The sequence below is a fragment of the Porticoccus sp. W117 genome (assembly GCF_030341905.1).
Lineage (GTDB): Bacteria > Pseudomonadota > Gammaproteobacteria > Pseudomonadales > Porticoccaceae > SCSIO-12696.
Genome location: NZ_JATAAF010000001.1, coordinates 276,747 through 289,031 on the forward strand (window position 1 = coordinate 276,747; position 12,285 = coordinate 289,031).

12 protein-coding genes are annotated in these 12,285 nt (G+C 54.4%); 5 read left to right on the top strand and 7 right to left on the bottom strand.

Annotation, left to right across the window (positions count from 1 at the left end; translation table 11 throughout):
• Window positions 1-38: 38 nt before the first annotated feature.
• Both QSV34_RS01325 and QSV34_RS01330 read right to left on the bottom strand, forming a co-directional pair.
• Window positions 39-623, bottom strand: coding sequence for a TetR/AcrR family transcriptional regulator (locus QSV34_RS01325; RefSeq protein ID WP_289151311.1), 585 nt, complete (start codon window positions 621-623; stop codon window positions 39-41).
• Between the two features lie 63 nt (window positions 624-686).
• Window positions 687-1,181, bottom strand: a complete 495-nt coding sequence (locus QSV34_RS01330) for an MOSC domain-containing protein (RefSeq protein WP_289151313.1) — start codon at window positions 1,179-1,181, stop codon at window positions 687-689.
• 72 nt (window positions 1,182-1,253) lie between these two features.
• Here QSV34_RS01330 and QSV34_RS01335 point away from each other — a divergent pair, with 72 nt between their 5' ends.
• From QSV34_RS01335 to QSV34_RS01345, 3 genes are read left to right on the top strand one after another with little or no spacing between them, the layout of a single operon-like run.
• Window positions 1,254-1,691 (top strand): YHS domain-containing (seleno)protein, encoded by a 438-nt coding sequence (locus QSV34_RS01335; protein ID WP_289151314.1) that lies wholly within the window; start codon window positions 1,254-1,256, stop codon window positions 1,689-1,691.
• A 7-nt stretch (window positions 1,692-1,698) separates the two neighbouring features.
• On the top strand, window positions 1,699-2,088 hold the full coding sequence (locus tag QSV34_RS01340) for a hypothetical protein (RefSeq protein ID WP_289151316.1): 390 nt from the start codon (window positions 1,699-1,701) through the stop codon (window positions 2,086-2,088).
• Between the two features lie 34 nt (window positions 2,089-2,122).
• On the top strand, window positions 2,123-2,938 hold the full coding sequence (locus QSV34_RS01345) for a DUF6279 family lipoprotein (RefSeq protein WP_289151318.1): 816 nt from the start codon (window positions 2,123-2,125) through the stop codon (window positions 2,936-2,938).
• An 11-nt stretch (window positions 2,939-2,949) separates the two neighbouring features.
• On the opposite strand, the gene QSV34_RS01350 is transcribed toward QSV34_RS01345, so the two are convergent.
• The gene (locus QSV34_RS01350) at window positions 2,950-3,384 is read right to left on the bottom strand and encodes an HIT family protein (protein WP_289151320.1); all 435 of its coding nucleotides are present in this window, start codon (window positions 3,382-3,384) and stop codon (window positions 2,950-2,952) included.
• Window positions 3,385-3,469: 85 nt separating this feature from the next.
• On the opposite strand from QSV34_RS01350, the gene QSV34_RS01355 reads away from it, so the two are divergent.
• Window positions 3,470-5,212 carry a proline--tRNA ligase gene (locus QSV34_RS01355; RefSeq protein ID WP_289151322.1) on the top strand — a complete coding sequence of 581 codons (1,743 nt, stop codon included), beginning with the start codon at window positions 3,470-3,472 and terminating at the stop codon, window positions 5,210-5,212.
• The gene (locus tag QSV34_RS01360; RefSeq protein ID WP_289151324.1) at window positions 5,199-5,774 is read left to right on the top strand and encodes a lytic transglycosylase domain-containing protein; all 576 of its coding nucleotides are present in this window, start codon (window positions 5,199-5,201) and stop codon (window positions 5,772-5,774) included. The genes QSV34_RS01355 and QSV34_RS01360 overlap by 14 nt, the downstream gene beginning before the upstream one ends.
• Window positions 5,775-5,918: 144 nt before the next feature.
• Here the strand turns inward: QSV34_RS01360 and QSV34_RS01365 are convergent, their stop codons facing one another.
• From QSV34_RS01365 to secD, 4 genes are all read right to left on the bottom strand, one after another.
• Window positions 5,919-6,284, bottom strand: coding sequence for a VOC family protein (locus tag QSV34_RS01365; RefSeq protein ID WP_289151325.1), 366 nt, complete (start codon window positions 6,282-6,284; stop codon window positions 5,919-5,921).
• A gap of 52 nt (window positions 6,285-6,336) precedes the next feature.
• Entirely contained in the window at window positions 6,337-9,150 is a 2,814-nt protein-coding gene (locus tag QSV34_RS01370; RefSeq protein WP_289151327.1) for a DUF748 domain-containing protein, read from the bottom strand.
• 159 nt (window positions 9,151-9,309) lie between these two features.
• Window positions 9,310-10,230 (bottom strand): protein translocase subunit SecF, encoded by a 921-nt coding sequence (secF, locus tag QSV34_RS01375; protein ID WP_289151457.1) that lies wholly within the window; start codon window positions 10,228-10,230, stop codon window positions 9,310-9,312.
• A 96-nt stretch (window positions 10,231-10,326) separates the two neighbouring features.
• Window positions 10,327-12,180: a protein translocase subunit SecD gene (secD, locus tag QSV34_RS01380; protein ID WP_289151329.1), complete on the bottom strand. Its 1,854-nt coding sequence runs from the start codon at window positions 12,178-12,180 to the stop codon at window positions 10,327-10,329.
• Window positions 12,181-12,285: the final 105 nt, after the last annotated feature.

Consider the following 12,285-nt stretch of genomic DNA (forward strand, 5'->3'; position numbering starts at 1 on the left):
GTCGTCTTATTTTTGGTTCAAATCAAAGTAACTGCTTTTTACAAATTCAACAAACGGGGAAAAAGGGACAGAAAAATATCCAGTGGTTCGCTGTTTTTGGCGGCTTTCATGCGCAGCAACGCCCCCTGCCAGGCGTTAAACAGAAACTGTGCCAGTTGCTCAATATCCGCATCGGCTTTTATATCCCCTCTGCGTTGAGCCTCTTCCAACACAGCAGCCAGCTGGCGGGTGTTGGTCTGCAAAACTGTTTTCACAGCCAACCGAATGGCCGCGCTGTTGTCCGCCATTTCCTGGCACATATTGCCGAGGAAGCAGCCAATCTGAAAATCATTATCACAGACTTCCTGGGCGTGGTGGATGAAATACTCCCGTAACCGTTGCAGGGGTTCCTGCTGCTGATTACTGAGAATTCGACTGTTGGCCTGGTAGTCCTCAGCGGCTGCATTTTGCAGTGCCTCTACCGCAAACGCTTCCTTGCTGTCGAAGTAATTGTAAAACGACCCTTTGGGAACACCGGCGGCATCAACGATATCTTTAACACTGGTGCCGTTGTACCCCTGTACTTTCATCACCAGCATACCGGCGTGCAGAATATGTTCTTTTTTCGACTGTCGTTTACTCATGGCCGCCACTGTAGCACAGGCTAGTAAAGATAATTATGACCGGTCGTTTTATGGCCGGCCATTTTATGAAAGTAGCTCAACCGAATCACCCAACGCCAACTCGCCACCACACACCACTTTGGCACAGAGCCCGCCGTGACCGAACATGGCGGCAAAACCGCCGGGGCCCAATGTTTCTTCCATGCGGCTGCAAGGGTGGCAATGTGCCGTGCCTTCAAACTCGGCCTCGCCAATGCGGAAGCGGCGATGGCGCAATACCAGTAAGTTAATGCCGGAAACCACCAGGTTGCGGCGCAGTAATTGCGGCGCGATCTCCTCACGGCCAAGAATCGCTGCCATAGCGTCGATGTGCTCTTGGCAAATCAGCGTGACCTGGCGACCGGAACCCGGTGTTTTCAGGCAGCGGTGATCCCCTTCCAGGCCCAGACCTTCCAGAGCACGAGTTTTATCCACAATCACCAGTTCAGCACGCCGTTCCGGGCGCAGGCCTATCCAACGCAAAGTGCCTGGGGACATCTGCGCCGTGTAACGCTTCAACAAACCGTGGGGAGTGCTCATTCAATTTATCCTTTGGAACTTCTAAACCATCACGCAGCCCAAGTGGCAACACAAATTCAACAGGAATAGACCATGAAAACAAAGGTTTTGTTTCTGGCGCTGATTTTGGTGGCGCCATTCAGTTATGCCGTGGATGAAATCAACACCGGCTTTTGGGGCAACACGGCCATCAAAGGCTACGACCCGGTGGCCTACTTTACAGAAAACCGCGCCGTTAAAGGCAGCAAAGATTTCCAGCACTCCTGGAAGGGTGCCAACTGGCGTTTTAGCAGCCGCCAGAATCTGGAGTTATTCAAGGCCAGCCCCAACATGTACGCCCCCCAGTACGGCGGCTATTGCGCCTGGGCTGTGGCACAGAATGACACCGCAGGTATCGACCCGGATCAATTCACCGTCCTCAATGGCAAGTTGTATTTGAACTACAACAAATCCATCAACGACAAATGGACAAAAGATCGGGATCGGTACATTATCGATGCCGATAAACACTGGCCTGGGTTGGTCGACTAATCCCTTAATGGCAAAACTCTCCCCCACTGCCCGCATACTGCTCTCCGCCGTAGCTGCATTCGTCTGCTACGGCGGCTGGACGCTGTTTGTAAACAGCGATGGCGGTGTGATGTCCGCCATGAGCTATGCCCTCAGTTATGGCGGTTACAGTTTTGTCATGACCTTGCTTACAACCGTTTTACTGGAATTCCTCTATCGCTATTTTGCCCACCACCGCAAAGGCCCGCTGGTGGCCGGAATCATTACCTGCCTGTTGCTGTATATGGGCGCCTGGTGCGTCAATTTCGCCGCTGGCACCCCCAATATTTTGCTCACTATTTTGCCGGGGGCGGCTTTCAGCACCCTGTTTGTGATTTCCTACCTGCTAACCCTCGCCAAAACCGCAAAGGCAACTTGATATGGGAAAGAGGCGCACACGGATCAGATTCTTTGTGCTACTGCTGATGCTGCTGGTAACAGCCGGTTGCACCACAAAAATCGCCTACAACTACGCCCACTGGTGGGCCAACTGGGCGGTGGATGATTACATCGATCTTGACCGCGAGCAAAAAGCCTTCTTCAAAAGCGAGTTTCGCCAGTTACACCAGTGGCACCGGGAAACCCAATTGCCGCTTTATGTGGAATTTCTCGAACAGCTGCGTACTACCTTATCGGAGCAGCAACTCACTGCTGACAGCATCCATAAGCAGGCGCTGGCCACACAGCAATTAATGGAGCACAGCAAGAAAAAAGTCACCCCTGCCCTGGCGCAGCTGCTGTCATCCCTGTCTGCTAAACAAGCAGACAAACTCCTGAAAACACTGGCCAGGGAAACTGAAAAATACCTTGAGGAGAACACCTACAAGACCGAGGAAAAACGCCACAAGGCGCGACGAAAAGCCATGACCCGTTTTATCAAAAAATGGATTGGGCCACTGTCCAGGGAGCAAAAACAACTGATAGAAGAGTGGGCACAAGCCATGCATCCAATGGCGCAATTGGACGCCGACCAGCAAATGCTGTGGCAACAGAAATTTGCCGACGCCTTGGCCGGCGCACAACAAGCCGACATACAAATTTTTCTCGACCGCTATCTGCTGGATGATGAGAGCCTGTGGCAAGCGGAGTACCGAGAGCAAACAGAAAAAAATCGCCGCGCCACCCGGCAACTGTTGGCCAACTTACTGAACAGCCGCAGCGACAAACAACGGCGTAAACTGGATAAAAAGCTGAACAACCTGATAGAGGATTTTACCCAGCTACAGTGATGTTATTTAGATCACTTATGGGCAGAAACAAATTCCGAGTCTGCCAAGCCCTCCCGAATGGTCGCCAGGCGCTCGGCTAACTCGTCTTTCTGATACGGCACCGCCGGCACTTCCCCCCAGACAGGCGCAGGCCAGGCCGGGTCACCGTGGTAGCGCACAATGTGATGGTAATGCAGCTGTGGCACCATATTACCAAGGGCAGCCAGGTTCAGTTTGTCCGCTTCGAACACCTTTTCCAACACTTCAGACAACACGCAGGATTCCGCCGTCAGCTGGGCGCGATCATCCTCGCTGAGTTGATGCATTTCCGTTAAATCTCCACGCTGGGGCACCAGAATAAACCAGGGGTAATTGGCGTCCCTGTGCAGCAATAGCAGGCACAGCGGGAAACGACCCACCACAATGGTGTCCTTTTGTAATTGTGGATGGAGTGTAAATTCCGGCATGGCTGTACCCTTTGCAATTGGATACGTAGAATACGCCTTTTTTACGACAATTTTTAGCACTAATCACTTTTAGGATAAGCACCACATGCGCGCCACACGCTTTCTGATTGCCACTCAAAAAGAGACCCCCGCCGACGCCGAAATCATCAGCCACAAGCTGATGCTGCGCGCTGGCATGATTCGCAAGCTCGCCTCCGGGCTGTACAACTGGTTGCCACTGGGCCTGCGGGTGCTGCGCAAAGTAGAAAATGTCGTGCGCGAAGAAATGGATAACGCCGGGGCGCAAGAACTGCTGATGCCGGTGGTACAACCGGCGGAGCTGTGGCAGGAATCAGAGCGCTGGGAACAATTTGGGCCACAGTTGTTGCGCATGAGCGACCGCCACCAGCGGGATTTCTGCCTGGGCCCAACTCACGAAGAAGTAATTACCGATCTGGTCCGCCACGAGATTCACAGCTACAAGCAACTGCCAGTGAACTTCTACCAGATTCAGACCAAATTCCGCGACGAAATCCGCCCCCGCTTCGGAGTGATGCGGGCGCGGGAATTCCTGATGAAAGATGCCTATTCATTCCATATCAGCCAGGAATCTCTGCAGCAAACCTACGATGTGATGCACGGCGCTTATAGCAAGGTATTTGAGCGCCTGGGGCTGAACTACCGCCCGGTGCTGGCGGACACCGGAGCTATTGGCGGCAGCCACTCTCACGAATTCCATGTACTGGCAGAATCTGGCGAAGACGCCATCGCCTTCAGCAGCGGCAGTGACTATGCCGCCAATGTGGAAAAGGCCGAAGCACTGGCACCGCAAGGTGAGCGCCCTGCCCCCGTTGCCGAACTGGCCAAGGTGCACACCCCCGGCGCCCACACCATCGCCGCCGTCAGTGAATTTCTCGGCACCGAAGAACAACAAAGCATCAAGACGCTGATCGTTTTGGGTGAAAAGCAAGACGACAACGACAACCAACCCCTGGTGGCCCTGGTGCTGCGTGGTGATCACGAACTCAACGTGTTGAAAGCCGAAAAACTGCCCGCTATCGCCTCTCCGCTCACTTTTGCTCCAGAAGAACGCATCAAAGCAGAACTGGGTTGCAATGTGGGCTCACTGGGGCCGGTGAATATCGGTATCGAGGTGATTGTGGATCGCGATGCCGCACAGCTGGCGGATTTTGTTTGCGGTGCCAACGAAGACGACCACCACCTCACTGGCGTCAACTGGGAGCGTGATTGCGCCCTTGGCCAGGTAGCGGATATCCGCAACGTGGTGGCCGGTGACGCCAGCCCGGACGGCAATGGTGTACTGGAAATCAAACGCGGCATCGAGGTAGGCCATATCTTCCAACTGGGCAGCAAATACTCCGAGGCCATGAACGCCAAAGTGTTGGACGAAAATGGCAAAGAGCAAGTCATGTCCATGGGCTGCTACGGTATCGGCGTCAGCCGCATCGTCGCTTCCGCCATTGAACAAAACCACGACGACAACGGCATTATCTGGCCCGACGCCCTGGCACCGTTCCAGATTGCCCTGGTGCCTATTAATATGAACAAATCGGAAACCGTTAAAGAAACCTGCGAAAAACTGTACGCCGATCTCAGTGCCGCCGGTTACGACGTGCTATTTATGGACGAGCCCAAAGCACGCCTCGGCGCCATGTTGGCAGACACCGAACTGATGGGCCTGCCCCACCGCATTGTGGTGGGCGATCGAGGTTTGGCCAACGGCACCGTGGAATACAAAAACCGCCGTGCCAGCGACAATCTGGACATCGCCGTAGGCGAGGTAATCGGCTTTATTAAAAACAATATTAAAAACAATGTGGCGCAATAAACCATTACACAATATTCTGCTTTTGCTGCTGGCCTGCCTGCTATCGGCAGGCAGTGCTGCCGCGAACCAAAAGCCCGAACAGGAGTTAGTAGACCTGTTACGCCAGGCCGCCACCGACAGCACCGGATTTGAAGACAAATACGACGCCCACGTATGGCTGGCAAGCAAAAACGGTCCGTTAAAGCGTTTTGTAAAAGACGAAAAAAAGCGCCTGGAATTGCTGAAAAAAATTCACCGGGAGGCTAACCGGGCCGGTGTGCACGCGGAGATTGTGCTGGCGGTGATCGAAATTGAAAGCGGCTTCGACCGCTACGCCATCTCCCACGCCGGCGCCCGCGGCATGATGCAAATAATGCCCTTCTGGAAAAAAGAAATTGGCCGGGAAGACGACAACCTGTTCAACACCGACACTAACTTGCGCTACGGCTGCACCATTCTCAAATACTATCTGGACAAGGAAAACGGCAAAGTTGCCGACGCATTGGCTCGGTATAACGGCAGTTATGGGACTTATAAATACGCGGGGAAGGTGCTGGACGCTTGGTCAAGGTATTGGAAATAACAAAAGTTGGAAATGTTTCCCGTCATTCCCGCGAAGGCGGAAATCCACATACCTCCGCATCTACAATGCTTTAGCGCCATGCTCAATATGGATCCCCGCCTGCGCGGGGATGGCGCTTTTTACATATTCCGCAGGTAGGCCGTCTTACTCCGCCTCGTGACAAACCGCCTCAATGTTGTGGCCATCAGGGCCGATCACAAAGGCGCTGTAGTAACTGGGATGATAGTGTTCACGAATACCGGGGGCGCCGTTATCCTGGCCTCCGGCCGCAAGGGCGGCCTGGTAGAAAGCATCCACCTGAGCGCGGCTGCTGGCGCCAAAGCTGATGTGCATGGGGCGCTGCCCCAGGTCTTGCTGGCCAAACCAGAACTCCGGCTTGCCCTCGGCGCCATAGCCAACCCAACCATCTACTTCCATTAACAAGCCAATACCCAATGGTTCCAGCGCCTGGCTGAAAAATGCCTTGCTGTTTTCCAGGTTGGTCACTGTCAGGCCGATATGGTCGATCATTACACACCCCTTTTGTTATTGGTTTGAAGCTCTAAATGTAACAACGAATTTATCAAATATCGAGCACCACCTGTGAACCATCCGCAGACTTTTCTGTGGCCTCTTTAAGGCGAATTCGTTCTGCCACCACACCCAATTCAGAAAGCTGCGCCATCACCGTCTGGGCACGACTTTCTGCCAGCGACAGCAGCGCTGCCGGGTCGATAGCCTGATGACCAAGCAGTTCATCGTAGAGTGCACTGGCCGGGCGTTCGGCAACCGGGCGGTCGGGGAAAGTCTGGCGGTAAAGCCTGCTTACTACTGCTGCCCAGCGTTCGTCCCGGTCTGCCAAAGACTGTTCGCCAAGCCCTGCTTCCTGCAAGCGACTGTCCAGCTGTTGCTGTTGCAGGTGAGCACCATCCCGCTCCTGATCGTATTGCCCCTGCAAGGTCAATTTCAGGTTGGGTCGTTCGGCCAATGCCTGGGCCAGCATTGCCACTTTTTGCTGGGAGCGTTCGCTCAAGGTCACTGCACCGGGGGCAAACGGTACTCGCTGCAGGTCGTCCTCAGCGCCTACCAGACTGCCCAGTAACTTAAAGGGTGAGGCGACGGTCTTAATAATCAGGTTCTGGAACGCCGACCACACCACGGAACTGACGGTAAACGACGGGTCGGCCAGATCGCCACTAATCGGCACACTCATATTGATCACGCCGTTCACGTCTTTCAGCAACGCCACCGCTGCCCCCAGAGGCAAACTGACCGCATCCGGGCTATCCACTTTGTCACCCAGGGACAACTGCTCAATACGCACCTTGTTTTTGCCTTTAAGGCGGTTGTCTTTTACCTGGTACGCCAACTCCAGTTGCAACTGCCCCTGATCAATGGCGCGCCCCACATAAGTGCCGCTGTAAGGGCTGAGGCTGGGCACTTCCAGAGTATCCAGTTCAAAGGCCAGGTCGAGGTTCAGAGAGGGAATCGTCGGCCCAAGAGTGCCGGTCAGGGCAATGGGAGCGTAGTCGTCTACAAGCCCCTTCAAATTGACTTTGGCGGGCGTATCACCGCTGGAGTGAAAACTGGTAACCGTGCCCGACAGTTGTTCCAGGCGGGCAGCAAAAGGCTCCGCAAGGCTGGCATCAGAAAAAGCCACCTGGCCACTGTCGATGGCCACCTCTTTAATGGCCAGCTCCCAAGGGGCTGTTGTTTCCGCAGGTTCAACGCTTTCTTCCGCGACCGTACCTTCCTGCCCCAACAAGCGCTGCAGGTTGCTGCTACCCTGTTGGTCAATGGCCATTCGGGCGTCGGGCTTGGCCAGGGAAATTTTTTCGATCGCAATTCGCTGCTGCGGCAAATTAACCTGCAGGCCATCTATAGACAGCTGCTGCCAGGCCACCACATCGGCACCGCTGGCATCCACCAGAGACAGGTTATCCACCGCGCTCTGCCCGGTAATCGTCGCCAATCCCTGATTGGCAAATCCCAGTGTCATATCGGCGTTGAACTGGCCACTGTCAAACTCGCCATTAACGCTGGCGCCCAGTAGCGAATTGATCGCCGCCAGAGGCAGCTGAATACCTACCTGCAACTGCCCCTGCAGCGATTGTGGCGCCAGCTCTCCAGAGACACTGACACGCCCCTGGCCGTTGATGGCCCCGCTCACATCCACAGTCATAGCACCCTGCTCCGGCCAGCTGACCTCGGAGATAATCATATCGAGAGATCGCAATTGCACTGGGCTGTTACCCAGAGCATCTGCCCGCCAGCTCAGCTCGCCACTATCCATGGAAAAACGATCCAGTTGCACCTGCCAGGGGGCCGAGTCGGGTGTTGTCTGAGGGGTTTGTTCGATTGCTTGTTCTTTAGCAGGCGCCGCAAACATCTCAACCAGTGGTAACCTGAGTGTATCGCCCTCCTGCCGGTGACCACTTTCCAACTGCAAATTCTGCCACTGGATGTCACCCACACGGGCTTGGCGTGTCTCGCTATCCACCGCAACCCCGGCAATCGTCAAACGCTGCCAGCTCAGCTTATTGGGCAATTCCGGGTCTGCTGTGAGTGGTTCGATAGCCATCTCTGCCAGCTCTATGCGGCTATCGGCCAGTTTGAATTGCAGGCCGCTTTTCCAGCTGAGTTGGTAACCCAGGCCAGCACTGAGATCACCACTTTGCAGGCGAAATGCCAATTGAGGAGACAGCAGCTCCCACAGTGGCAATAAGCTCAACTGCTCGATGGTCAGCGTACCACTGGCTTGCTGGCTTAACAGCGAGAGCTCACCGGCGATGGACAGCTGCCCGCCCCCTCTGCTGTTGAGAGACAATTGGTAACTGGCATTTCCCTCACCACCGATGGAAAAGCCCTTGCTGCTTAACTGCAAGTCACGCAGTTGATGGCTAAATGGTTCACTGCGGCTCAAATCGCTGTGGGCAAGGCGGTGGGCGGTGATATCAATTTCGCCAATGTAAAATGCCGGTGGTGGTTCATTGGATTCTTCGGCAGGTGCCGTAGGCAAACCTTCCCGGTGGCGCAGAATATCGGCAAAGCTGTAATCTCCCTCTTTCAGCAGGCGCAGATGGCCCTGCAAGCCTTGCAGTGAGAGAGCATCTAAACGGTAGCCATCCAAAAACACCGTTCCCAGCAGAGAAAAGTCCACCGCCAGCTCATCAAACCCAAGCAACAATTCGCCATCCGGGTCGTGAACTGCCAGTTCTTCCAAGCCTACTTCAAGAGTAATGGGATTAAACCAACTACCCCCCAGCTGCAGTTCCCTGCCGGTCTCCTGCTGGTAGATTTTTTTCAGCTGCCAGTTAAGCAGCGGCGGCAACGCGAAAGTGGCCAGCAACAGATAGGCCAGTGCTATGTAGAGAAAAATACGGAAGGTTTTGCGCACGTAACTGCCCTTCTACGGCGGGATAAGGGCAGTCATGATAGCACTACAGGAATGTGTTTTTGATAACGTCATCCTGAGGAGCGTAGCGACGTGAGGATCTCAGAGTTTGAAACTTGTGAGATCCTCACGGCCACTGCGTGGCCTCAGGATGACAAGACGCTACGGCAAATCATCCACCAGCTCACCCTCTTTCTGGGTGGGCATCAGGTCTTCGCGGTCGATGTGCATGGCCAGCAGGATATTGGCAGCCACGTAAATGGATGAGTAGGTACCCACCAGTACGCCGACAATCAGGGCAATGGAGAAGTTGTGAATCATCTCGCCACCGACAAAGTAAAGTGCCGCCAATACCAGCAAGGTGGTTAACGAGGTAATCAAGGTGCGCCCCAGGGTCTGGGTCAGGGATTCGTTGATCACATCCACCGGTGAGGCTTTGCGCAACAGGCGGAAGTTCTCCCGGATGCGGTCTGACACCACAATGGTATCGTTCAGGGAGTAACCGATGACCGCCAGCACCGCCGCCAGCACGGTCAGGTCAAATTCCAGTTTAAAGACCGAGAAAAAGCCCAGCACAATCACTACGTCGTGAATCAGTGCCGCCACCGCGCCCAGGGAAAATTTCAGCTGGAAGCGAATGGCTACGTAAATCATCACAATGGCCAGCGCCGCCAACATGCCTATGCCGCCATCGTCTCGCAGTTCCTCACCGATCACCGAACCGATGACCTGGAATTGCTTGATTTCCAAGGCATCGCCATCGGCGCGCAGGGTTTCTTCCACATAATCATTAACGGTTTTTGGCTTTTCCGTGAGCGGATCAATGGGCAGCACTTGCGCATTTTCCTGCATGCGGATAATCACTTCCGTTTCCGCCCCGTAATGCTGCACCACCGGGCTAAACCCGGCATCACTTAGCTGGCTGCGAATTTTTTCCAGGTCGGCGGTTTGTTCATAGCCCACTTCTACCTGCACACCGCCGGTGAAATCGAGCCCGGCCTGAATGCCATTCATGGCCAGCGATACGATGGAGCCAATCACCAGCAGTACCGACAGCACTGCGGCCTTTTTGCGCTGGCCCATAAAGTTGATGATTTTCACGACTCTTGTTCTGGGCTCGCTGTTTTCTTCGGTATTACGTTCTTCGATAGCGTTATTTTGCTTACTCATGGCCGCCTCCTATATCCACAGCTTCTGCAGTTTTTTGCCGCCAATAGTCGCGTTCACCAGGGCACGGGTGCCCATAATGGAGGTGAACATGGAGGTGACAATACCGATGGAAAGTGTGACCGCAAAACCTTTCACCGGGCCGGAGCCAATCAGGAACAGGATCAACGCCACAATCAAGGTGGTGATATTGGCATCAAAGATAGACACAAAGGCGCGGTCATAGCCGGCGGAGATCGCCTGTTGCGGCGACAGGCCGTTTTTCAGTTCTTCTTTAATGCGCGAGAAAATCAGCACGTTGGCATCTACTGCCATACCCACGGTCAACACAATACCGGCAATACCCGGCAAGGTAAGGATGGCACCAAACAGTGACATGGTCGCCACCAGAATCACCAGGTTCATGGCCAGGGCAACGTTGGCAACAATGCCAAATGCCTTGTAGTACACCAGCATAAACAACAGCACCATGACCATGCCCAGCTGCACCGAGGTGACACCCAGTTCGATATTTTCCTGCCCCAGAGATGGGCCAATGGTGCGACTCTCTACAATTACCATAGGCGCTGCCAGTGCACCGGCGCGCAGTAACAAAGCCAGCTCCCGGGCTTCCTGAACACTGTCCAGCCCGGTTATCTGGAAACTGGCGCCAAACACCCCTTGAATAGTCGCCAGACTGATAATTTCCTTGGTTTCGGTGGTTTGGATGACATCGATTTCGTTGCCGTCTGCATCCCGGCCTTTAACAATTTTGGAGTTTTGTTCCACGAACAAAATCGCCATAGGGTGACCAACATTTTTCAAAGTGGTGCTACCCATTTGGTTACCACCCTCCGTGTTGAGGCGAATGCTGACCATAGGGCCGCCGTTCTGATCCAGCCCGGAAGACGCATCAATCACCGCCTCACCGGTGGTAATAGCCTTGCGTTCCAGGGTGGCACTGCGGCCTGGTTCGCTTTTAAAGGGGAAGGTCTGGCCGCCATTGCGAGCTTCCAGGCGAAATTCCAGCGTGGCAGTTTTATTGATAATGCGCTGTGCTTCGGCGGTATCCTGAATCCCGGGCAGCTGCACCATAATGCGGTCTCTACCCTGTTGCTGAACAATGGGCTCAGAAACCCCCAGCTCATTAACCCGCTTACGCAGAGATTGCAGGTTTTGCTTTACCCAGCTGTCTACCCGCTCTTTGACCCAGCTGTCGCTGGCCTGCAGGCGCAGTTCATAAAGGCCGTCCTGCTCAGACTCCACCTTGCTTTCCGGAAAAGACAAAGCGCGAAACTCGCTGGAACGCACCAATTGTTTAAGCTTGCTGCGGGATTCTTCATCGCGACTGAGAGCGACAATATTCTGTGGATCTTCCACGGTAATGCGCACGCCGCGAATCTGCTCCTCGCGCATTTTTTCTTTCAAGTTGGATATCTGGGTTTCCACTTCCTGTTGCAGACGGTCACTGGTGTCCACCTGCAGCAAAAAGTGAATACCGCCGCTCAGGTCCAGGCCCAGCTTCATGGGCTCGCCACCCAGCCCCGCCAGCCATTCCGGGGTGTTGGAGGCCTTGTTAAGAGCGGCGATATATTCATCACCCAGAGCATTTTTAATCACGTCCCTGGCCGCCAGCTGTTCGTCGTCCCGTTCCAGGCGCAACAGCACATTGCGCTCATTGACCTCGCCACCAACCATGGCAATACCCGCATCACTCAGGGCCGCTTCGGCGCGATCGAGAATGGACTGGTCCATAGTCATATTGCTGCGCTGGCCAGAAATCTGTACCGCCGGGTCTGGCGGGTAGAGGTTGGGCAGGGAGTAGAGAATACCGAGCCCGGCAATCAGCAGGATCAGCAGGTATTTCCAGAGTGGGTAGCGGTTCATTATTTTTCCTGTTTAAAAACCTACCGTCATTGCGAGGAGCGCAGCGACGCGGCAATCTCGTGAAAACTGGATCACTGGCCAGGAGATTGCTTCGCTTCGCTCGCA